Here is a 23,556-nt window from a genome sequence, read left to right on the forward strand (position 1 = left end):
GCGTTGGCGCACAACACTGTCAGGGGGAGGGGATGTCCGGCACGAAGTAGCCGACGCCGCGCAGGGTGCAGAGATAGTTGGCTCCGCCGGGCAGGGCGGCCAGCCGGGAGCGCAGCCGGTAGACGGTCGACTTCACCACGTCGCGGCCTCCGAGCATGTCCGGCGTCCCCCAGACCGTGCGGAGCAGGTCCTGCCAGGACTGCGGTACGCCGCGCCGGCTCGCCAGGTGGGTCAGGAGTTTGAACTCGGTGAACGGCAGGTCGATTCGCTGCTGGTTCAGCGTCACGCTCTGGGTGGCGGGGTCGATGACGAGCTCGCCGACCCGGATCACGCCCGGGTGGTTGCGCCGTCGGCGGATCAGCGCCTGCGCGCGCAGCGCCACCTCGCGCGGGTGGAACGGTTTGACGACGTAGTCGTCGGCGCCGTGCTCCAACCCGGCGATGACGTCCTGTTGGTGGCCGAGGGCGCTGAGCAGCAGAACGGGCGTCTCGGAGCGGGCCCGGATGAGCTGGCAGAGGGTCAGGCCGCTCATGGTCGGCATCATGACGTCGAGGATGGCCAGATCGACCCGGTGGGATCGCAGCAGGTGCAGGGCAGTGGCGCCGTCGGAGGCGGTGAGCACGTCGAAGCCCTGGGTCTGTAGCGCGAACTCGACGATGATCACCATCTGTGGTTCGTCGTCGACCACCAGCACGGTGGGCCGCGGGGAGGTGCTCATGGGTGCCCCGGCAGGGTCAGCAGGAACGTCGTCCCGCGGGTGGATGCGGTGTGCACGAGAATCTCGCCTCCGTGCAGTTCGACAATGATTTTGGTGATCACCAAGCCGAGGCCGGTCCCATCGACGAGTGGCCGACCCGTGGCGAAGCGCTGGAAGAGCCGTTCCCGCTCGGCCCGCGTCATCCCCGCGCCGTCGTCGGTGACGTAGATGGCGACCCCGGAGTCCACCACCATGACCCGCACGTGGATGCTGCCGCCGGTCGTGGTGAAGCGACTGGCGTTGGAGAGCAGGTTGGTCATGGCCTGGGTCAGCAACATCGGGTCGGCCAGGATACGCGGCATCACCTGCGGGGTGTCCAGCGTGATCCGTTGGCCGCGCTGCTCGCACAACGACCGCATGCCGGCGATGACATCACGGACGATCACCGCCACGTCGGCCTTCTCCAGACGGGGCGTGAACAGGCCGGCCTCGATCTTCGCCTGTAACAGCAGGCTCTCGCAGAGGCCGATCACCTGTGTGGACTGGTTGTCCACCAGGCGGAGGAACTTCTCCTGCGCGGGGGTCAGCGGGCCGGGCGTGCCTTCGCGGAGCAGGTCCACCGCACCCTTGATCATGCTGAGTGGGGTGCGTAGTTCGTGGCTGAGCGCGTTGACCTGGTCTGCGCGCCGCTGCACCGTCAGCTCCAGCGTGGCCAACTCGACACGCATCCTGCTGCCGCGTCGGCGCAGCGCCAGCGCGCACACCGTAGCCCCGGCGAGGGCACCGACCAGCGCCGTAACCACGCCCCACCAGACGCTTGTCATCGCTGCCTCGGCCCCTGGTTCACGCACCCATGTTTTCAGCCGCGATGTGTCGCCGGGGCACCGCGTTGGTGACAGTGCTGTCACCTGCGCTCACGACGTCGTCACCGTCGTGACGTTCACGCGCTCCTAATCTGGTCGACACATTTGACTGCCATCTCAACGATCCACCACCGTTTGCGGAGGTCTCATCCGTGGTTTCCCTGCGCCCGCGTCGTCTCGCGGCACTGTCGATCACACTCATGCTCACCTCGATGACCATGGCGGCCTGCGCCAAGCAGGATTCCGGGGGTGACCACAGCGCGACCGACGGCAACGTCGTGCACGTGGTCTGTGGCGCCACCGAAGACTGGTGCGCGGCGACCACCGAGAAGTTCAGCAAGTCCACCGGGGTCAAGGCCGACTTCGTCCGGCTCTCCAGCGGCGAGGCGCTGGCCCGGATCAAGGCCGGCAAGGGCAGCCCCGAGTTCGACGTCTGGTACGGCGGCCCCGCCGACGGCTACTCCGCCGCCGGTAGCGAGGGACTGCTCGAACCGTACGTCTCCGCCAACGCGGCGGTCATCCCGGACGCGTACAAGGACGCGACCGGTCTCTGGACCGGTGTCTACGTCGGCGCGCTCGGCTTCTGCAGCAACACCAAGGTCCTGGCGGAGCGCGGGGTGGCGGTGCCGCAGTCCTGGGCGGACCTGCTCAACCCGAAGCTCGCGAAGGAGATCGGGATGGCGCACCCCTCCACCTCCGGCACCGCGTACACCGCGCTGTGGACGCAGGTCCAGCTCGCGGGCGGCGACCAGACCAGGTCGCTGGAGTACATGCGCAAGCTGCACCCGAACGTGCTGCAGTACACCAAGTCCGGTTCGGCCCCGGCTCAGATGGCCGCCCGGGGTGAGGTCGCGGTCGGTGTCATCTTCTCGCACGACTGCGTCGCGACCGTCGAGGCTGGCTTCCCGGACCTGCAGGTCAGCTTCCCGGCCGAGGGCACCGGGTATGAGACCGGCGGTGTCGCGCTGGTCAAGGGCGCGCGGAACCCGGTGAGCGGCAAGAAGTTCGTCGACTGGGCGCTCACCACGGAGGCCCAGGAGATCGGCCCGACGGTCAAGGCGTACCAGTTCCCCACCCATCCGGACGCGAAGGTCTCGGACAAGGTGGTCAAGCTGCCGAGCATCAAGATGGTGACCTACGACGCGACGGTCGCCGGGCAGGCGAAGTCCGCGCTGAACAAGCGGTTCGACGCTGAAGTGGCGCAGGCGCCGAAGTCATGACACTCCTGCTCCCCGAACGTGCCTCCACCACCACCCCGCCGGCCGGCGCTCGCCGCCGGCGGGGTGGCGACCCGGCGATCCGCCTGCTGATCGTCGTCTGCGTTCTGCTGGTGGCGATCGGCGCGGCCGTCCCGCTCATCGCGGTCCTGGCCACGGCGTTCGCGCCGGACGCGTTGCCGCGCTACGCGGAGTTCTTCACCTCGTCGGTCGACCTCGGCATCCTGCGCAACACCCTGGTGCTCGGCGCGCTCGTCGGAGCCGGCGGTACGGCGTTGGGCTTCCTCTTCGCCTTCGTGCAGGCCCGGCTCGACGTACCCGGCAAGAAGATCCTGCACGTCATCGCCATGATGCCGATCGTCAGCCCGCCGTTCGCGGTGGCCACCGCCACCGTGGTGCTGTACGGGCGGCGCGGCGTCATCAGCAACGGCATCTTCGGGCTCGAGTACGACATCTACGGCCTGGACGGGCTGGTGTTCGTCCTGTCGATGTCGCTCTTCCCGGTGGCCTACCTGGGCCTGCTCGGCATGTTGCGGGGCCTCGACCCGGCGGTGGAGGAGGCGGCCATGAACCTGGGCGCCAGCCGGTGGCGCATCCTGCGCACGGTGATCCTGCCGCTGCTGGCGCCCGGCCTGGTCGCCCCCTTCCTGCTGCTGTTCGTGGAGGCGATCGCCGACCTGGCCAACCCGTTGGTGCTGGGCGGCGACTACACCGTGCTGGCCAGCCGCGCCTATCTCTCGGTCACCGGCGAGTACGACCTCACCAGCGCGTCGGTCTACTGCGTGATCCTCCTGGTGCCGTCACTGGCGATGTACTTCGGTCAGCGGTGGTGGCTCAATCGCAAGGTACGCACCACGATCACCGGCCGGCCGTCCGGCAGCGTGCACCTCATCACCGGGTGGAGCCGGTGGCCGATCTACGGCCTCGCCCTCCTGGTCGCCGCGGTCATCGTCAGCCTCTACAGCACCGTGATCATCGGCTCGGTGACGAAGGTCTTCGGCGTGGACAACACGCTCACGCTCGACTACCTGCGCGAGGTCGTGGCCGGCCCCGGCGTCGAGGCGGTCCTGGACACCCTGCTGTTCGCCGCCATCGCCACCCCGATCGCCGGCGTCGTCGGCCTGATGGTGGCCTGGCTGGTGGTGCGGCACCTGCGGTACACCGCCTGGCTGCTGGACCTGGGCGGCACGCTGGGGGTCGCGGTCCCCGGCACGGTGCTCGGCATCGGTTTCGTGCTGGCCTACCGCCCGGACCGGTACGTCGGCGACGTGATGGTCTTCCCCAGCCTCGTCGGCGGTAGCTCGCTGGCGGCCGGCGCCGTCGTGATCGTGCTGGCGTACGTGATCCGCAGTCTGCCGGCGGGGCAGCGCACCGCGGTCGGCGCGTTGACCCAGCTGCATCCCAACATCGAGGAGGCATCCACCGATCTGGGTGCCAGTGCGCTGCAGACCTTCCGTCGGGTGACGTTGCCGCTGATTCGCCCTGCGCTGCTGACCGGGCTGAGCTACAGCTTCGCCCGGAGCATGACCTCCGTCTCGACCATCGTGCTGCTGGTCACGCCGGAAACGAAGATCATCACCTCCCAGGTGATGAGCGCCGCCAGCACCGGCCGGTACGGCGTGGCGTTCGCCTACTGCACCGTCCTCACCGCCATCGTGCTGGCGGGCTTCCTGGTCATCCGATTCATCGTCGGCGCGGGCGCCGTACTGCACCGCACCGCCACCTCCGAAGGGCAGCAGAAATGACCGCCGCGCCGCACGTCGAAGCGCCAATCACCGAACCCGACGCCGCGCTGCGTTCCGAGAGCGGCTCCGGGCACCTGCGACTGGACGGCCTCACCAAGCAGTTCCGTGGCCGCACCGGGACGGTCACCGCCGTCGACCGGGTGGACCTCGACGTACTGCCGGGAGAGTTCATCACGCTGCTCGGCCCGTCCGGTTGCGGCAAGACCACGACGCTGCGGATGGTGGCCGGATTCGAGGAGGCGACCGGTGGCGACATCCTGATCGACGGCAAGGCCATCGGGCACCTGTCACCGCAGCGACGGCCGATGGCAATGGTGTTCCAGAGCTACGCGCTGTTCCCGCACATGACGGTGGCCGAGAACATCGCCTACGGCCTGCGTCTGCAGCGTGGGCAGCGGAGCAAGGACGAGATCGCCACCGCCATGCGGATGGCGGTGACCAGCATGAACCTCGTGGGGCTGGAGGAGCGCAGCCCGCACGAGCTCTCCGGCGGCCAGCAGCAACGGGTGGCGCTGGCCCGCGCGCTGGTGGTGCAGCCGAAGGTGCTGCTCTTCGACGAGCCACTGTCGAACCTGGACGCCAAACTGCGTACTGCCATGCGGGCGGAGATCCGCCGGATCCAGAAGATGTTCGGCATCACCAGCATCTACGTCACCCATGACCAGGACGAGGCGATGAGCATGTCCGACCGGATCGTGGTGATGAACAAGGGCAAGGTGGAGCAGGTAGCCCGCCCGGGCGAGATCTACGGGCGTCCGACCAGCGTGTTCGTGGCCGACTTCATCGGGCACGCGAACTTCGTCGAGGCCGCGCCCGAGCGCATCCAGGACGGCGTGGCGACCCTCACGGTGCTGGGCCGGCAGCTCACCGTCGCCGCCCACCCGAACGTCGCCACCGGGGCGAACGGCGCCTTCCTGATGATCCGTCCCGAGACGGTCCGGCTCACGCCGGTCACCAGCGGTGGCAACGGCACCGTGCTGCGCTCGACGTTCCACGGCCCGAGCCTCGACTACGAGATCGAGACGGCGGCCGGCACCATCACCGCCACCGAGCAGGGCGGCGACCCGAGCGAGGCGCTGGCGGAGGGGGCGTCGGTCGATCTCACCTTCGACGCCGACCGCGCCTACCTACTGCCACGCGACTGAGCACTGCGGCCGGCGCCCGGGCGCCGGCCGCACCCAATTTGAACCGGGTGGACGTGCTGTCCGTCGTGAGGACGTCCGAGGCAGGTGACGGGTCCGACCGTCCATGCACAACGTTGGGTACGGAGAGGGCGACGCGATGACACAGGTAGTTGAGGCGTCCATCGACCAGGTTGCCGCCTTTCACGCTCTGCTGCTGCGGATGTCCGGCCGGCTGCCGGACGAGTTGACCACCGCCGCGCGTCGGTGGCTCGCCGAGGGCGAACTCGTGGAGATCGCCCAGGCGGTGCTCTTCGCCGCCCTGGCCGGCCGAAGTCCGATGACGGAGGGTGACTTGAGCCTGCTCTCCGCGACCCTCGTCGCGGCGGGGGAGGACACCGAAGCGCTCGCCGACATCGAGCGCACCGACGATGACCCGCTGCCGCCGTACGGGGTGGCCCCGGTCAGCCCCGATGAACTGGCCGAACATGGCGTCGCGGTGCCGTACAGCATCGACCTGACCGTGCCGTACGACGGGCCGGGCGCCGCAGACGACGTCGACCGGGCAGCGGTCGACGCGGTCGAGGCGCAGCGGAACGACGGTGTGGCGGTGATCGCCCTGTGGCGGGCGTGGCGGTTCCCCGCCATCGACGCCCAGTGGCCACCGCCGCGCCGGATCTACCTGCTGCAGAGCGGTGACGAGGCGGCGATGCCGGCGCTGGCCGTTCACGTCCAGGACGCCCTGGAAACCGCCGGCGAGACGGATCCGCAGGTCGAGGTGTTCGTCGACCCCGACGAGTTGCCGGCGTATCAGCGCAACACGCTCGGGTTCTCCACCCTGCTCTGGACCGCGGCACCGCCGGTCACGCCGCTGGTGGCGCGGGTGTACGACACGTTCGACCCCGAGCACGGGCCCGCCTTCGCGCCCGACCACCCTCAGCTCGAGGGAGACGAACGCGACCAGATCCTTGAATACCTGGCCGACGGAATGCCCCTGCTGATCGCACCGACCCGGAGCCCGGACGTGGTCGATCCGGCCGCCGGCGAGGTGGTGCCCACCGGGTTCTTCACCGACGGCCACTGGATCTGGACCGACGCCGCGGCCTACTACCTGCGCGCGTACGGGCTGGCGCCGGACCCGGACCTGCTGGACGCGATCCGGACGAACCACTACCTCGCGCCGGAGGTGGACGTCGTCGCTCTCCACCGGGCGCTCTCGACCCTCTACGCGCCGGTCGACGAGGCCAACCAGGACCATGGTGCCGAAGGATCTCCGGCGGATGCTCCTGTTGGCGGAAAAATTCCCGACAACTTTTGAACCGACCTCGAGCGTTAGTCGTCGTGTATCCGATCTTGTAGGTGAGGGAGATTGAACAGTGGCGGCCACACCCGGCGGTGACACGAACCGAGGGCATCGACGCCGGTGCGTGGTTTCCGGCCCGCGTCGGGTGAGGGCCGCCCTGACCCGACGGGCGCGGCCCTGACTGCTGTGCGAACCGCAATCTCCCCTGCGAGCGTCGACCCGCCGGACCCTGCCCTCATCGTGGAGTACGTCGGCGAGGCGCTCACTGTGCGTACCGACGCGGATCCGTCGACGTCCAATCCCAGGCTGGCCGCCGCCCTGCCCGTGGAGGAGGGGCGGCGGGTGGTGGTGAGCGCGCCGTCGGTGACGGCCCGCCCGGATCTGTTCGAGCAGTTGGTGGAGGTGCTGATCGAGCACCTCGGCGGTGTCGCCACCGGGGTCCGGTTGGTGCCGCTGGGGTCGTACGCCCCCTCGGTCGATCCCGGCCAGGAGGTGCACCTCCTGGCCGAGTGGATCGGCCAGGAGGTCACGTTTCCGCAGACCGAGCTGACGGTCTCGGCCGGTGCCGTGCTCCAGCCCGTGCCCTGGCGGACGGTGGACCCGGAGGGCACCGTCCGGTCCGAATCACCCTGGCCCCCACTGCCACCCCCGGCAGCGCCGCCGTCACCCCCGGCACCACTGCCGGCCCCACCAGCGCCGCCGGCGCCGTCGGTCGTTCCGGAAGCGGCGTCGCCTCCGCCGCCACCGGCGGTGCAGCTCTCTGTTGCCACGCGCTGGCCCCACGTGCTCCTGCACACCAACGGCGGCCTCGTCGACCTGCCGTCGCGGCGCCCGCCTCGCGTCCTGTCGCCGGCCCGGCCCGCGTCCCGCGTCGGGCGCGGCTCGCCGGCGACCGCCGCCAGCGTGCCAGCGACGATGCCAGGGGTACGCACTGCGGCGGGCTGGTCATTCGTGGACGAAACGGTGCTGGGCGACGGCCGGATCCTGGCCGGCTTCGTGGTGGAGATATCGGTGCGGGTCACCGGATTCCGGCTGAACAACCGGCCGGTGCCACCCCGGGCACTGGCGAAACTGGTCGACGCATGCCGGGCGGGGGACACGCGACCGTTGGTGCTCGTCACCTACGGCGTACCGGTGCGGGGGGCCGCCGCCGACCTGCTCTTCGGCGGCCTCGCCGACGCGCTCACGGCACCGCTGTACGTGGCCGACGGGCCGGTCACCCGTACCGCCACCGGGCTGCTGCAGACCACCGGTAGCTTCGCGCTCTGGGGCCGCCGGCAGCCCGGCGGCGCCTCCGGTCCGCGTCGGGTTCGGCCGGTTGGCGCGGTGTTGCCGCCCAGACCGTCAGCGCGGGTCCGTCCACGTGCTCCCCGGCCGCCTCGTTCCCACCGACTTCTCACCGCCATACCGGCGATCCCGGCGCAGCCGACCGCCCCGGCTCAACCAGACGGCGCGGAACCGGTATCGGCACCCACCCCGATCGTTGCGGAGATCCTCGCCCTACTCACGTCCGAGCACTGGATCGCGCACCCGGGCTGGCACGCCCTGCGGGTGCCGTCACCGGAGGGCGCCCTCCAGCCTGGCGACACCGGATCGACCAGCACCTCACCGACCAGCAGGGCAGCAGAAGAGGTGCCGACGACCGCTACCGGCCTGGGCCAGCCCGAGGAGCTGACGGTCGCGGTTCCGGTTTGGCAGCCGGAATCGTTCGCAGGTGTCACCGGGGTGCCCGGCTCGCTCGCGGCACCACCGACGCCCGACGCCACCGGGGCGCCACCGGCCAGGGACACGGACGTGGGCCCACCCGCTCCGGTGCCGGAGGTACCGCCCGGGCCAGCACCTCGCTGGTTGGTCGACGCCGATGGGCAGGAGGCGATCGCCAACCCGGGGGCGCTGCGCCAAGCGCTCGACGGCCGGTACGACGCACATGCCCGGGTGGTGGCCCGGACACTGGCACAGTCACCCGGGCTGCGAGCCGTCGGTGGCGCCAGGGAACTCACCGCCGGGCTGGTCGCGGTCCGGGCGTACTGCGGCGGCGAACGTGACCTGGTGAACCAGGTCCTCCGGGGTGGCGGCCCCGATTCCGAGGTGGACCGAATCCTGTTGGTGGCCCGCAGTGCCAGGTATGGGGTGCGCAGACTGCCGTCGGTCCTGGGGCCGGTCTTTCAGCACGGGCTCGTCGACCCGGGCCTGGTCGCCGCCTACCGGCCCGGTGACGTACTGGTCGAACCCGCCTTCGTGGACGTCGACCTGAGCCCGACCAGTGCCACGGAAACCGCGGCGCGGTTCGTCATCTGGTCGGTCAGCGCACGGCGGTTGGATGCTCTGGACACCGGCAAGCGGGCCTCAGCGATCTTCCCGCCGGGCAGTCGGTTCCAGGTCCTCGCCGTCGACGACACCGCCACCGAGGGGCCGGCGCGGATTCTGCTGCGGGATCTCATGGCGTCCGGCCGGGGCGGGCGGGAAACCGGCGAGCGGATCCTGGACCGGTTGCGCGCTGCCGACCAGGGCGGTACGCCGGCCGCTGCCGACGCCGTACCGCTGTCTTTCGCACCTGGCCTGGACGCTGCGGGCCGCCCCTACCCCGCACCGGCGTTCGCCCGTGCTGTCACGGCTGATGAGGATGAATGAGCGTGACCAACATGCTGTCGGTCTCCGAGACCGAACCGGGATGCGTGCCGAGCATCACCGCGGCGCTGGAAAAGGCCGTGCCCGGCACCATGATCGTCGTCCAGCCGGGTACGTACCACGAACAGCTGCGACTCGTCCGAGATGTCACGGTGGTGGCCGAGGACGGCCCCGGAACGGTGACCATCGACGGCGGTGACGGGGTGGCCCTGTTCGTCGGCGCTGGAAACGTGACGCTGCGCGGGCTCTCGGTGCGTGGCGGCTCGGCGAGCCTGCCGGCGGTACAGGTCGGGCGGGGGCTGCTGACTGCGACCGAGTGCACGGTCGTCGGGCAGGGGGTCGTCGCGGTACACGTGCCTGGCGGCGCGGTGGAGTTGCACGACTGCCAGGTCAGTAACCCGAGCGGTGCCGGTCTCCTGTTCGAGCGCACCGGTGGCGGGACGCTCAGCGCCACGATGGTCCGGGACACGGGCGGCGCCGGAGTGGTGATCGTCGGCGGCGCGGACCCGGTGCTGCGCGGCTGCACGTTGACCGAGATCCGTGGCGTCGGGGTGCACTGCAGCCGGGACGGGCGCGGGACGCTCGACGATTGTGAGATCACGGCGGTCGACGGCGCGGCAGTCGTGGTCGAGGGCGGTTCGCTGCGTGTGCTCCGCAGTCAGCTGCATGACCTGACCGGGACCGGCGTGGTCGTCACCGGCGGCCAGCCGAGCCTGGAGGGTTGCGAGATCCGCGCGGTCGGCGGGCATGGCGTGGTCCTGTCCGGCACCGCCGCCCCGGTGCTGCGCGACTGCCAGGTGCACGATGCCGGCGGGCACGGACTGCTCGTGCTTGAGGAAGCCACCGGCGCCTTCATCAACTGTGCGGTGACCGGTGCCCAGGCCGCCGCGATCGCGGTCAGCGGGTCGGCCGCACCACTGATCGAGGGCGGCCAGCTGACGGACAGCTCGGGCGGCGCACTGCTGTTCCAGGCCGAAGCCACCGGCACGGTCCGTGGGCTGACCGTGCGGGGTGGGCCCACCGGAATCGTGGTCAGCGGTTCGGCCACCCCGCTGGTCGAGGACTGCCTGCTCGACAACATCCAGGAGTACGGGGTACGACTGCTCGACCAAGCGCAGGCAAGGGTGGAACGGGTCCGAATCGAGCGGTGCGGTGCCGGCGGAATCCTGGTCGAAGCCGAGGCGACGCTCAACGCCGACCAGGCCACGGTGCAGGGCTGCGGGGTCGGGTTGCTGGTCAACGGTACGGCGACGGTGACCGGATCGGATGTGGGCAACGCCCGCACGGTCGGAATTCTGGCGCAGCGGGCGGCGAACCTGACCCTGCTCGGCACCCGGGTGCATCACAGCGGCGGGCCGGGTGTGCGGTTCGTCGGCGCTGCGGCCGGGCGACTGGACGGCTGTGAGCTGATCGAGAACGTGGGTCAGGGCCTGCTCCGGGAGACCGCTGAGCCGGTCGACGTGGCGCAGACCACGATGGTCGGAAACGGCGGTGAGGGGGTGCGCCCGGCCAGCCCGGGCAACGCTCGGCCGGCGGGCCCGGTGCTGGCCGGTCCCCGCGCCGATGGTGATCCTGCCGCACCCGGCGACGAGCTGCCGCGACCGGCCGCCGCCGCGGTGCCAGCCGGTCCCGGCAGCGGCACAGACCAGACCACCTCGCTGTTGGCCGAGTTGGACGCGCTCGTCGGGCTCGCCGGCGTGAGGCACGAGGTGGCGACGCTGGTCGGGCTGCACCAGATCAGCCAGCGGAGAGCGGCCGCCGGGCTGCCGGCGCCGCCGATGTCCCGGCACCTGGTCTTCGCCGGCGCGCCGGGCACCGGAAAGACCACCGTGGCGCGGTTGTACGGGCGGATCCTCGCCGGCCTCGGCGTGCTGCGCTCCGGTCAGCTGGTCGAGGTCTCCCGGGCCGACCTGGTGGCCGAGCACGTCGGTGGTACCGCGGTGAAGACCACCGAGAAGTTCAACGAGGCGCTGGGCGGGGTGCTCTTCGTCGACGAGGCGTACACACTCGCTCCGGTCGAGGGTGGCGGCGGCCACGACTTCGGCCGGGAGGCGGTCGACACCCTGGTCAAGTTGATGGAGGACCATCGGGAAGAGGTGGTGGTCATCGTCGCCGGCTACTCGGCGCAGATGCGTACCTTCCTAGCCGCCAACCCCGGCCTGGCCTCCCGTTTCTCCAGGAACGTGGAGTTCGAGAGCTATTCGACGAACGAGCTGGTGACCATTGTCGAGCGGCTCTGCAGCACGCATCACTACTCCCTGGAGTACGACACCAGGCTGGCGTTGTCGAGCCTCTTCGACGGCATGGACCGGGATGTGAACTTCGGTAATGCCCGGGTGGCGCGCAAGGTGTTCGAGGAGATGGTCGGGCGTCAGGCGTACCGGCTCTCCCAAGCCGGCGACACCTCCGGTGTCGAGCTGGCGCAGCTGCTGCCACAGGATCTCGGCGCGCCCGCGACCTCCGGGGTGCACGCCGGAGAGACGCGTGACGACGATCTCAACCGCCTGCTCACCCGCCTCAACAGCATGATCGGTCTGGCCGAGGTGAAGCGCGAGGTGGCCGACATGGTCGACCTTCTGGCCACCATCCGCACCCGGGTCCAGGCCGGGCTGCCAGCACCGTCGGTTTCCCGGCACCTGGTCTTCTCCGGCCCACCGGGCACGGGTAAGACCACGGTGGCCCGTCTCTACGGTGAGTTGCTGACCGCGTTGGGTGTGCTCGCCGGGGGCCAGATGGTGGAGGTCGCCCGTGCGGACCTGGTGGGGGAATACATCGGTCACACCGCGCAACGCACCCGGGAGGCGTTCGACCGGGCCAGGGGCGGGGTGCTCTTCATCGACGAGGCGTACACGCTCGCACCCCCGGGCGCCCGCCAGGACTTCGGCCGGGAGGCGATCGACACCCTCGTCAAGCTGATGGAGGACCACCGGGACGAGGTGGTGGTCATCGCCGCCGGGTACGAGGACGAGATCGAGGAGTTCCTCTCCACCAACGCGGGCTTGGCGTCTCGCTTCTCGCGTCGGATCCACTTTGCCAACTACGACGCGACCGACCTGGTGGCGATCTTCCAGAACCTCGCCCAAGCGAGCGGTTACGAGTGCCCAGGACAGACGCTGGTCGCACTCCGTAAGCACTTCGAGCAGATACCGCGGACCCGTTCGTTCGGCAACGGCCGCTACGCACGGCAGGTGCTCGATGAGGCGATCACCCGACAGGCGGGCCGAATCCGTGCCCTGCGCAACCCAAATGTGGAGCAGCTGCGAACGCTGCTCGTCGAGGATGTGACGCGGGTGTGACCAGGCGTCGACGAGCCGGTGGTCCGCCCAGCGTCCGCACCGGCTGCACAGATCGTTGGCCTGGTGGGCAGCGAGGTGTCCCTCGGCCGTACCGAGCTTTTCGCACGCGTCCGCCGTCTCCGACCCGTCTCGGGGTCGGCGCGGGAGTTGATGGCTACGGTTTGGGAGGTGACTCTTGTTCGAATTGGCCAGCAACGTCGGCACGGCGTTCGCCGACGACGACAGTGGCGCGGACGGGGCGTCGGACACCATGAGGCCGCAGGCGCGCATGCGTCGGGTGTACGTCGGGAACGCCGAGCCGCTCCGCCGCTTCCTCCTGCGGCTGTGCTGGGGAGACCAGCAGCTCGCGGAGGATCTGCTCCAGGAGACGATGCTGCAGGCGTGGCGGCACATCGACCGGTTGCCCAACAACCGTGAATCGATCCGCCGGTGGCTCTTCATCGTGGCCCGCCGCATCGCCATCGACGCCGCTCGGGCTCGCCAGGCACGCCCAGCCGAGATCATTGTGACCGATCTGGCCTGGTATGCCGGCACGATCGACGTGACCGAGGACGTGGTGACGGCTCAGACGGTGCGGAGCGCTTTACCGAAGCTGACCGCCGCACACCGATCGGTGCTGATCCAGCTGTACTTCTTCGGTCGCTCGACCGACGAGGCCGCGGCCATGCTGGGGATTCCGGAGGGAACCGTGAAGTCGCGGGCGCACTACGCCCTGCAGGCGTTGCGGGCAGCGATCGGGCGGACTGACGGGGATTGATCCGCATGCCGTCGGGCTCGCTCGGCCTCGGCTGGGACCGCTGTCGCATCCTCGTCCTTCCTGGGTCGATGCCGTTCACCCTGGACGACGTGGCGCGCGAGCCGAAGGTTCACCGATGGATGCTCCTGGTCTCTCGATCAGCGCCTCTCCGCGGTTGACTCGCACAGACCAGGTTGCCGGACCCGGGGGCTCATTTCATCTTGGCGGCGGCCAGGGCTCCGAAGAACGCGCCCATGCCGGCGAACGCGTCTGTCTCACCGTCGACCGGGTTTCCGGAGCCCGGACGGCGCGGCAGCTCGCCCAGGCTGGTACGCGCCAGATCCCGTGCCTCCTGACGCGGGTCGCCGCGCCGGCGACCGGCTGCCGGCCGCCGGGTGCCCGAGTCGTCGCGTCGTTCCCGAGTCGCGTCGCTCTCCGGCCCTCCGGCCACGGGGGGCGCGGGTGGTACGGGGACAACGCCCAGCCCGTCCGCTTCGGCCACCGGTGGTATCCCGCCCTCGTGCGAGCGTGACGGGGCCGGCGCCCGCGTCGCGGGTGGCGTCGGCGCGCGCTCGGACGACAGCGGCGTCGACTCGTCCACACGTTCGTCGCGTGGTGCGGCGGGCGGAGCCGCACGTTCGTCGCGTGGTGCGGCGGGCGGGGGAGTCCGTTCGTTGCGTGGTGCGGCGGACGTCGCGACGGAGAAGGACGAAGCCACCGCCGGATCGGAGCGTCGCCGGGCCGGCGTGCCGCTCAGACCGTGAATCGACGGAGACACCGGCGACAGACCGTACAACTCCGGCGACCGCTTGAACCCTGACCCGCCCGCAGCCGGTCCGCGCGGGGTGGGAGCGGCGAGTTCCTCCGTCGGGAGCAGTGCCCGCACCGTGGTCGGCCGCCCGTCGCCGTCGAGCACGAGCAGTTCGGTCCCGGGGTGGGCCAGTTGCGCCGTCAGGTCGTCGAGTCGTACCGGATCCTCGAACCTGCCGTGCACCTGAGTGTCGACCGCGCGCACGACGGCGGCACCGGTCCGGTTGTCGGAGACCAACCAGTACACGTGGTGTTCGCTGTCGGTGCGCACGCGCACGAGGACCATGGCGTTCGGGGTGTTCGCAAGGGCCTGCCACAGGTCATGGGGTGCTGTCAGGCTGGCAGGCTGCAATGTTCCGCCCAGCGCCGTCACCAGGTCAGGCAGTTCGAGCGCGCTGCGGAACTCGTCGGTCGCCGTACTGTTCGACGCGCGGCCGTGCAGGACCGAGAACGCACCGGCGGCCCGGAGCAGGCAGTCCTGTGCAGGTGTGGCCGACGATGGGGCGGTGGGCGCTGTCCCCGGCGTCGGGGAGGGCGGCTCGACCGTACTGATCCAATCGTTGAGCCGGTCGATCGACGTGTGCGGCCTCTCGTCGGACAGCGTCATGCGGAACGCGAGACTGAGGGCGCCAGCGGCGTCCAACTGCGGCCGGGTGTGAACCTGCTGACCATCCGATGCTGAGTCGAGCTGACCCTCGCCGGCCAGCACCCGCTCCGTCCCGGCCGGTAGATCCGTGTCGGGTTCGATCACCGAGTCCTGACTCGGGTCCGAATCCGTCTCGCCTGGCAGGGCCGACGACGTCCCCTGCGCTGCGATGCTGTTGAGAAGAGCAACCCGGGTGTCCAGCTCGCGCTTTCGTTCGTTCCATTCGTTTTGAGCCCTCAGGTAGGCGGCCGCCGTCGCATGGGTCGTCGCGTCCTCCTCGATCTCGGCAGGCGTCGGCCAGTTGGGCGCGGGAGCCGGGGGGAAGGAGCCGCCCCGTCGCCGTTGCACCTCCGGATCGAGCCGCTCCCGCTCCAGGTTGCGCGCGGCGTCCTGCCAGGCCCCGAAGGCCGCCTCCAGGGCGAGCGCAGCCGAGTTGACCTCGTCCAGCTCTTTCATGGCCGCGGGATTCGTGCTGAAGCCGAGGATTTCGGCGGCGTCGGACAGGGCCATCCAGACCTTCAGCGATTCGGGAACCTCGACCGTCACGGCTGCCCGCCTGGTGCCCCGCGTGTGCGGCACCTCCGCCACGACCAGGATCTCTTCCGAAACCCAGGTCAACGCGACCGGCCCTCGGGTCGACACCAGTGCGGAGGAGGTGAAGCCGCCGTGCCACGCCCGGCCACTGTCGGTGGCCGGTGTGCCACCCCAGAGGGCGGGCCCGGCACCCCCCAGGAAGGAGTCGGCGTTGCGCCCGTCGGTGCCGCCCCAGAACTCGGGCCGCTGAGCCGGGCTCCCCGAAGGCTCACCGCCGGCGGACTGCGCGGCACCCCCCTCGGCCGGCGCGCTCACCTGTTGGCTGCCGAGGCCGGCCAGAGCACCCGTGTCAGTCGCGCCGATCCCAGAGCTGACACCACTCAGTTTCGTTCCGTAACGGTGCCCGTCGCGGTACATCTGCGGCAGCACCGCCGCCAGCCTGACGGATCGAACCCTGCCGTACAGCGTCACCGCCATTGTCGATCCACTGCCCTCGATCGGAATGGGGATCGGGGTGTGGGCCAGTCGTTTCGGGGAGAGGCCCCACAGCAGCGACGGCGAGAGGGCGGTGGTGAGCTGGTGTGCGACGCGGCTGCCCAACCTGGTCACCTCGTTCGGGGCACCCGCACGCCGTAGCGCCAGGACCGCGGCGGACTGGACCGGGTGCGTTCCCCGGAAGTTCACCACCTGATAGTGATCCGGCATGGGGGTGAGGGAGGTCGGCTCTCCCCACTTTCCAACCTGCCACTGGAGTGCCTGACCAGGGGTTGGCGCGCTCTCCAGGATCCCGACGGTCGGCTCGGTCGGGGCCGGCGGGGCGGGTTCGACCGTCGACGTCCGCAGATGGTTGGCGCGCAGCGACATCCACAGGTCATGTTCGACTCTCAGCGGATCACCGAGCTCCCGCCCCCGGTGGAAGGCCTGCGCGACGATCACCACTCGCTGTTGTACCTGGGCCTCCGAGCCGGCTTCCTCGATGATGTGCAGGTTGGTGTCGGCGGCACTGTCGAACTGGCTGGCGCTGCGGGACGTACCGAGGAACAAGCCCACGTCACCCGCCCCGGAGGTGGCGCCGTTCGCCCCACCAGCGCCACCGGGCTGCAGACCGGCCACGTTGTAGCTGGTGCGGGAGACACTGGTCGTGTCGGTCTTCGCGCTGGCCCCCATCATGTCCATCTCAAGGTTCTTCGTTCCGGCGTGAACCCGGTGGACCGTCGGCGTGGTGGCCGTGCCGGCACGGTCCTGCGCGACGACCTGTACAACCACCTGGACGTGGTCGTTCCCGGCCGGTCCGCGGTAGGTGAGCAGAATCGACTCGACGCCCTTGCTCAGCATTCCCTTGAGGTGCGCGGCACTGGTGTGCGTCAGCACGACGACCTTGTTCGCCAGCCCGTCCTCGCCGTCGTCGATCAGGCGCCGGCCCTCGCCGACGCTGGCCGGAAGACGGATCTCCCGCAGCCACCCGATCATCTGGTTGCCGAGAGCGGGCAGGTTGAGCAGTTGGCCGGAACCGACGTACTGCGGTGGCACAGGCAGCGGAAGGCGCTCGCCTACCCCTCGGCCAAGCGCTGCCGGCGGGGCGCTGAGGGGTTTCAGCGGCTCGACCTGGAACACCTGCGGCGGTTCGAGCTCCGGCTCGTTGTCGGTCGGTGGCCGTGCCTCGTCGAGCACACCGCTGAACCGGGCGTGGTCGGCGTGGATCGTGCCGATCGCCGTACCACCGTTCACTGTCCTGTCGGCCGAGTAGAGCTTGCTCGGACCGACGACCTGCGGATTGACCAGAACCGCATGCACCACGAACCGGACCCGGGCCACCACCGGCGTGGCGAGGCCACGGCCCGGGTCCCAGGTGTCGTTGAGCTCCACAGCCCCGGTCAACTCGACCGCCTTGCTTCGGCTGTGGCCGTACGCTCGCCGATGCTGAAGCTGCCCCGCCAGCGAGGCGGAGTCGTCGACTGCCCCGTCCCAGCCGAGTCCCGCTCCGAGGATGAACTGCCGGCCGCTACTCCGTGAGCCGCTGACGGAGGCGATGCTGGTCCAACTCTGTTCACCACCGTCACTGAACACGTCGTGCGGCCCCGTGTGGCTCTCGTCCACGATCGCTTGGACGAACACCGTCCCGTAGATCGACGGACTTCCGATGATCTCGCCGAGATTGGCCAGCGCGAGCGGCTGTTCGGTCATCGCCGGCAGCATGCTGGCCAGCCAGTTCGGTCTACCGATCCGACTCAGTTCGAGGTAGGAGTCGGAACCCGGCGTGCGGACCCCGATCCGCGTGCCGCGACCGTACGCGCCATCCTCGACCATCTGCCTCCGCGCTTCGGAGATCGCGTCCGCGATGGCGGTGGTCAGCTGCTCGCCGCCTTCGACATAGGAGACATAGCTCCAATCGGTGACTCTCTGTCCCTCGGCTGGCAGATCGAGGTTCACGGTGCCGCGTCGCGTGTCATCGAGTGGGACCGGCGGGCCGACCGTGGGCTGTTCCAGCCTGACCGAGTGGGAAAGCTGCTCCTGGTCAGCGGTGAACGTTCGGTCGCGGGCGACTCCGAACACGAAGTCGTGGTGGAACTCGATCGCCCCGCCGACAGGCATCGGTCCAACGTCGGGCGTGCTGTCGAACAACCGACGGGACACGTTCCGGGACCCCACCGCGTGGTCGAGCACGAGCAGATCCATGGTGACGATGTGCTCGTCGTGGAAGAGCTCCTGGATGCCGTGGTCGAAACTCAGCCAGATCACCTCCGCCCCCGCGGAGACGGTGGTGGCGCGCTGGCGCTGGTAACGCAGCCGAGCGGTGAAGTGTGCCAGGCGGGCACCCCGGGCGTTGACGTCGAATCCTACGCTCGTGGAGACCCCTCTGGTGACCCCCGACGAGGTCGTTCTGGCCCGCCGCTGGCGTCTCGGGACCAGCGGAAACCGGGTGGTCGTCGAGCTCGCGGGTGGCGTGCTGGACGGTGTCGCCGGGTCTTCTCCGACCAACGATCCGGGCACCTCGTGCGACCCCGCGTGCTCCTCGGTCACCTCCTCGATGCGGGCCTCCGACGGTTTCTTCGAGGCCGGACCGGTCGGCGGCCGCTTGGGGCGTCGACTCTCGTCCCGGGTGCCGAGGTGCTCCGGCCCGCTAGCTGGATTGGCCCGACGTGCGCGCAGCACCACCGTCAGGACGTGGCGACGGTCGGTGCCTGGCATTTCCAGGTTGAACGCCAGCTCACCGGCGGTGAGGGACAGGAAATCCGCTCTCAGCGCGGTCGGCCCAGCGTGCAAAACCAGACTCTCCTGATTGACCATCGCCTGTAGCACGCGATCGATCAACGCGCGCTTCGTCCGGTCCGCGTTCCAGTTCGGCAGGAAGTCCCGGTACCTGGCGTTCCCCGGCAGGGCGAGGACCCGCGATATCTCCGTCGCGATCCTCTCGGCGAGCAACTCCACACCGAGCGGCTCGGTGTCGACGCGGAGCCGCCCGCCCTGCCACATGTAGGTGGGCAGGTGTCGGTTCTCGCCGCGTACCGCCAGGGTTTCCACCCGATCCACCAGGAGTTGGTCCGGTCGACGCTCGCCTACGGGAACCTGATCTGGCTTGCGTCCGGGGCTCATTACCGGTGGGCGGGTCGAAACCGGAGAGGTCGCGGCGTGGTAGAGCCCTTCCGGTACCTCCTCGAGCACCCTCAGCGTCACCACCTCGGTGTTGGCCGTCCGTGGTCGCTCGACCCAGAAGCGCCGCCAGCCGACGTACGCCGCCCGGGCGAGGGTCAGCTCATACGTTGTCGAGACCACGACGGTCGGGGCACCCCGCAGTTCCTGGGTCACCCGAGTGTTGGCGGACAGCGAGTAGCTCGTACTGGTCGTGCTGGTACGCATGTAGACAGGTCCGCCGCTCAATCGTGCGTACGGAACGCCCGTACCTGCGCTGAGCTGCGCCCGCAACCCGGTGGTGGAGCTGATGCTCTGGCTGGATCCGATGGTGGAGATCGACTGCCGTCGGGCGCGGAAATCCTGACTCGGCCTGCCCACCTCCTGCACCGTCATCGGCCGTAGCTGATTCGCCATCAGGCCGCCCACCGCGCCCGGCAGACCAATCCAGGTTCTGCCGGACAGAACCGTGGGGGCCCGGGTGCCGGTGAACAGGCTCCGGAGCGAGAACCGCGTCGACCACTGGTTGCGAAGGCGTTGCAGGTTGCGACTACCTGGCTCCGCCACCGGTATGTCGTCCAACAGACTCTCCGCGGCGAGGTCGGCTGTGCCCTGCACGTCGAGCACGAACCGGTTCTCCGGCCACAGCGCGCGCCCACTCTCGTCCAGCGAATGCGGCGTCGAGCTTTCGTCGACCAGCGTCATCCGCGCGTGCCGCTCGTTGATCCGGAACCAGTGTCTGCCCAGCGGCGTATTCGTCTGCTCCGTCTCACCATCCAGTTGGACGCGCAGTTCGAGCTCGGTACCGACCAGATACGACGTGGGATCGCCGTACAGCAGGGTGTAGTCGACGACTGTGGCGGAATTGCCGGAGGCATGGGTGGCGCGGGCGTCGGCTACGCCCAGGGTCGCGGTGACCGGGACACCGGCGACCTCGGACGGTACGACGACCTGCCAGAGCCCACGCGATCGCGAGCCACGCTGTCGTTCGCTCGCGACCCGCTCCCGCACGAACCGGCCTGCCCGGGCGCCGTCGTCCACCAGCACCTGGTCCGTTGCTTTCGGTCTGGGTATCAGCTCGACCTCGACGTGTCGGACCCTGGTCCTCTCCCACCAGTGCCGCCCTGGCACCTTGATGTCGAAGCGGCGGCGCGTGTTGACGAACGACTCCGGCTCGGTCCGCAGTGCCAGCAGCAAGGGGCCCGTCTCGTCGACGGGCACGCCACGTTCGCTCAACGTCGCACGGGTGAGGTCGACCGCAGGACCGGCCCAGTCTTCGGGGTCGAGCGGGGTGGCCGGAGTGTTCAGCAGCTCGGGCAATCGCGTGATTACGGCGCGAACCTCCCGCGCGACGTCCTGGTCGGCCTCCCTGACCGTGCTCCAGATCGGATCCGGGCCGGACGGCAGCCGTGCCGGATCGTCAGTGCCGGCTGTGTTGCCAGACGTCGTCGAGGCCGAACCGGTGGAGGTCGCCGGGGTCGCCTGAGGCCTCGGGGCGGACCGGATGGGACGCCCGAACGCTGGCTGTGCGGCGGGGAGCGCATTGGCGGGCAGTGCTGGGTGTGCGGGGAACGGGGTGGCCTGCGCACCCGAGCGTGACGGTTGAGCCCCCGGTCTCCGGGCCGTACGGCTGGGGTCGAGCAGCGACGCCACAGCCCGGTCCCGATCGCGGGCGGGCCCGTCGTTGCCGGGCGCCCTCCGCTGCGGGGGGATCGTCCCCGGGTTGGCCAGCAGGGCGCTCACCGTGGCGGGCCGCCCTTCCGGGCCCAGCAGCAGTAGCTGGGCACCCGGGGTCTCCATCGCCCGACTCCACTCGTCGGACACTGCCGCACCGGGCCTCCGGGCCTCCCGGTCCATCGAGTCCGGTGCGCCCAGATCGATGTAGCGGGGGATCACCGTGCCGGACCGGTCATCCGCGAGGAGCCCGAACACCCGATCCGGTTCGCCTGGCACGTGGATCACAGCCATGGACCCCGGTGTACGGCGGACTGCCTCAAAGGCCAGCCGGGCGTCGCCCATCGGGGTGAACTCTCCCCCGAGGGCAGACGCCAACGCGGCCGGATCGGGATTCCGCCGGAAGCTGTCCGGCAGGCGCCCATTCGGCACGCGCCCCCACCGCACCAGGTAGACGGCGAGCATCGCCACGACGGTGTCCGCGGTGGAGAGTGGCGGCGCCCCGGGCGGTGGCTCGTTGGCGGCGAGCCACTCGGCCAGCCGGGGTAGTGCCGGCCGTTGTGGTGCATCGCCGGCGAGGATCGCCGTGGTCACCGCCGAGCGCATCACCTCCCAGCCCTGTGCGGCTCCGGCGCGCGGATCGGTCGAGGAGGCCGACGACGAACGGCCTGCCGTGCCGCCCGTTCGCGCCTCGCCCGCTGGACCGACCAGTCCGGTGCCGCGCAACGTCTCAAGGTGCGCGTCTCGCATCGTCGTGAGGGCCGCCACGGTGCGCCGCGCCGCGACCCTGCCCTGGGCGAGCTGCCGCGCCGGCGGTCGCAGCTCGGACCGCCCGGTCGAAACCCCTGATGGGTACGCCGGCTCGACCTCGACGGAGGGCGGCGTCTCGCCGGTCTCGGCACTAAGCGCCGTCTCCCAGGCCCACTGGGCGGCGAACGCGTCGAGCTCCGCCAACACGTCGGGCGGCAGATCGGCGAGGTCCGCCTCCGCCCTGGTCGGCGGGCTGTCGAGTCCGGCGGCTTTGCCACTCAACTCGTGCGGATGAACGAGCTCTGCGGTCGCCGGTGTGGGAATGTTGCGGCTCATCGGCAGGAACAGCCACTCGTCGTACTGCTCGGGAACGCGGGCCAGTCGGCCGTGCTGCCCGTCGAGGAAGACGACCCCGGAGGCGTCGCGGATCACGTTGAAGGCGTGCGCGGTCCCCGTTCCGCCGTTCGACACCCGGACCAGCACGACTCCTCGTTCACCCACCGGAGCGCCGGCCATGGCATCACGAATCGAGGTGTGATTCGTACGGAACACCGGAGGGTCGCTGTCGCCGGGCAACCCCAACTGCTGCCGTTGGTAGTTCAGTAGGTGTGATTCTGGTTGTGCGTCATCCTGCGGTGCCGCGAACGGTTCGGACCGGGCGTAGCTCATGTCCGATGTCATCGCCGCGAGCACGCAGTTCGTGGTGGAGTCGGCGAGGTTCACCGTCTTCAGCCAGGGGAACTCGGTGCGTGCGGTCTCGTCGTCGCGAATCGTCGTCGAGTCGCTCAACCCGTGGCCGGTGGGGACGATCCGGTGGTTCATGGGGCGCTGTCGTGTCTGCCTGACCTTGTCGCGGGCCGGGTCGAGCGCAGTGGGCTGGATGGCTTGGGGCGTAGGAGTTTCCGTGGTGGTGGTCTTCTTCTTGCTGCTGCTTGCCGGTGCGGCCGGCGTGGTTTCCGACATGGTCGTCGTGGCGAGGGTGACGAGTTCTTCCTCGGCCTGGTAGTGGTCCGGGATGGCGGTGACCGCCTTCGCCCGAGCCGGCCCTCGCCCAGCCCTCGACGCGGCGGACCGAACTGCATCGGCCGAAACCGAAGAAGGCGCGGAAGCCGAAGGAGCCGCGGCCGGCGGCGTCGATACCGCGTCCCCCGTCACGGGGGAGGGGGCCGAGCCCGGCCTTCCCAGCACATCAGGCACGGCACCCGCGACACCGTCGAGGGCACCAGGCAGACCGGAGATTGTCGTCGGCCCCGACACCCAACCCGATTCCGAATCGATCTGACGGCCCGCCTGCGCGCCGGTCTGCGTGCCTGACTGTGGGCTGACGCCGCTCTGCGCGCCGGTCTGCGTGCCCGACTGCGGGCCAACCTGCGCACCCGACTGCGGACCGCCCTGCATGCCTGACTGTGGGCTGACGCCGCTCTGTGGGCTGACGCCGCTCTGTGGGCTGACGCCGGTTTGTGGGCTGACGCCGGTTTGTGGGGTGACGCCGGTTTGTGGGGTGACGCCGGTTTGTGGGGTGACGCCCGGCTGTGGGGTGACGCCCGGCTGTGGGGTGACGCTGGTTTGTGGGGTGACGCCGGTTTGCGGGCCAACGCCTGACTGCGGGGTGGTCTCGGTTTGCGGGCCAACGCCGGTTAGCGGGTCGGTGTCTGTGCCTGTGTCCAGGGTGTGCGAAGGCGGTGGGGTGCTTGCGCCGGTCGTGGTGGGCGGTCCGCCCGGGACTCCCGCACCAGCCAGGGTCGTGCCGGCCGCACCCCCGCCGGCGGCTGCGGCCGTGCCCGTGCCTGTGCCGGTGGCACCCGTGCTGGTGCTGGTGGGTGTGCCGGGGTTGGGGTCGGTTTCGGAATACCCAGGCGGCGGCGCGAGCGGAGGCGGCGACGACGAGTACGCCGGGGGTGGGGGT

10 protein-coding genes are annotated in these 23,556 nt (G+C 70.2%); 7 read left to right on the forward strand and 3 right to left on the reverse strand.

Annotated features, from left to right (window positions below):
- Positions 1-19 precede the first annotated feature (19 nt).
- Together V6U86_RS31540 and V6U86_RS31545 are read right to left on the reverse strand one after the other, a co-directional pair.
- Positions 20-718, reverse strand: coding sequence for a response regulator transcription factor (locus tag V6U86_RS31540; RefSeq protein ID WP_334509815.1), 699 nt, complete (start codon positions 716-718; stop codon positions 20-22).
- Positions 715-1,521: a sensor histidine kinase gene (locus V6U86_RS31545; protein WP_334509817.1), complete on the reverse strand. Its 807-nt coding sequence runs from the start codon at positions 1,519-1,521 to the stop codon at positions 715-717. The genes V6U86_RS31540 and V6U86_RS31545 overlap by 4 nt, the downstream gene beginning before the upstream one ends.
- Positions 1,522-1,712: 191 nt before the next feature.
- On the opposite strand from V6U86_RS31545, the gene V6U86_RS31550 reads away from it, so the two are divergent.
- The 7 genes from V6U86_RS31550 (at position 1,713) to V6U86_RS31580 (ending at position 13,627) form a co-directional block, all read left to right on the forward strand.
- Positions 1,713-2,780, forward strand: a complete 1,068-nt coding sequence (locus V6U86_RS31550; RefSeq protein ID WP_334509819.1) for an ABC transporter substrate-binding protein — start codon at positions 1,713-1,715, stop codon at positions 2,778-2,780.
- On the forward strand, positions 2,777-4,522 hold the full coding sequence (locus tag V6U86_RS31555) for an ABC transporter permease (protein ID WP_334509821.1): 1,746 nt from the start codon (positions 2,777-2,779) through the stop codon (positions 4,520-4,522). The genes V6U86_RS31550 and V6U86_RS31555 overlap by 4 nt, the downstream gene beginning before the upstream one ends.
- Positions 4,519-5,667 carry an ABC transporter ATP-binding protein gene (locus V6U86_RS31560; RefSeq protein ID WP_334509823.1) on the forward strand — a complete coding sequence of 383 codons (1,149 nt, stop codon included), beginning with the start codon at positions 4,519-4,521 and terminating at the stop codon, positions 5,665-5,667. The genes V6U86_RS31555 and V6U86_RS31560 overlap by 4 nt, the downstream gene beginning before the upstream one ends.
- Before the next feature lie 136 nt (positions 5,668-5,803).
- Positions 5,804-6,961, forward strand: a complete 1,158-nt coding sequence (locus V6U86_RS31565) for a hypothetical protein (RefSeq protein WP_334509825.1) — start codon at positions 5,804-5,806, stop codon at positions 6,959-6,961.
- 225 nt (positions 6,962-7,186) lie between these two features.
- The gene (locus V6U86_RS31570) at positions 7,187-9,577 is read left to right on the forward strand and encodes a hypothetical protein (RefSeq protein ID WP_334509827.1); all 2,391 of its coding nucleotides are present in this window, start codon (positions 7,187-7,189) and stop codon (positions 9,575-9,577) included.
- Between the two features lie 11 nt (positions 9,578-9,588).
- Complete coding sequence (locus V6U86_RS31575) at positions 9,589-12,870, forward strand: right-handed parallel beta-helix repeat-containing protein (protein WP_334509833.1); 3,282 nt, start codon at positions 9,589-9,591, stop codon at positions 12,868-12,870.
- A gap of 175 nt (positions 12,871-13,045) precedes the next feature.
- On the forward strand, positions 13,046-13,627 hold the full coding sequence (locus V6U86_RS31580) for a sigma-70 family RNA polymerase sigma factor (protein WP_334509829.1): 582 nt from the start codon (positions 13,046-13,048) through the stop codon (positions 13,625-13,627).
- 190 nt (positions 13,628-13,817) lie between these two features.
- On the opposite strand, the gene V6U86_RS31585 is transcribed toward V6U86_RS31580, so the two are convergent.
- On the reverse strand, positions 13,818-22,613 hold the full coding sequence (locus V6U86_RS31585) for a toxin glutamine deamidase domain-containing protein (RefSeq protein WP_334509831.1): 8,796 nt from the start codon (positions 22,611-22,613) through the stop codon (positions 13,818-13,820).
- Between the last annotated feature and the right edge of the window lie 943 nt (positions 22,614-23,556).

This window comes from Micromonospora sp. CPCC 205558, assembly GCF_036902955.1.
GTDB lineage: Bacteria > Actinomycetota > Actinomycetes > Mycobacteriales > Micromonosporaceae > Micromonospora.

Coding starts and splice junctions, on each gene's coding strand:
- V6U86_RS31555 (WP_334509821.1), top strand. CDS start 2,777: ATGACACTCCTGCTCCCCGAACGTGCCTCCACCACCACCCCGCCGGCC.
- V6U86_RS31545 (WP_334509817.1), bottom strand. CDS start 1,521: ATGACAAGCGTCTGGTGGGGCGTGGTTACGGCGCTGGTCGGTGCCCTC.
- V6U86_RS31560 (WP_334509823.1), top strand. CDS start 4,519: ATGACCGCCGCGCCGCACGTCGAAGCGCCAATCACCGAACCCGACGCC.
- V6U86_RS31585 (WP_334509831.1), bottom strand. CDS start 22,613: ATGTCGGAAACCACGCCGGCCGCACCGGCAAGCAGCAGCAAGAAGAAG.
- V6U86_RS31540 (WP_334509815.1), bottom strand. CDS start 718: ATGAGCACCTCCCCGCGGCCCACCGTGCTGGTGGTCGACGACGAACCA.
- V6U86_RS31575 (WP_334509833.1), top strand. CDS start 9,589: ATGCTGTCGGTCTCCGAGACCGAACCGGGATGCGTGCCGAGCATCACC.
- V6U86_RS31565 (WP_334509825.1), top strand. CDS start 5,804: ATGACACAGGTAGTTGAGGCGTCCATCGACCAGGTTGCCGCCTTTCAC.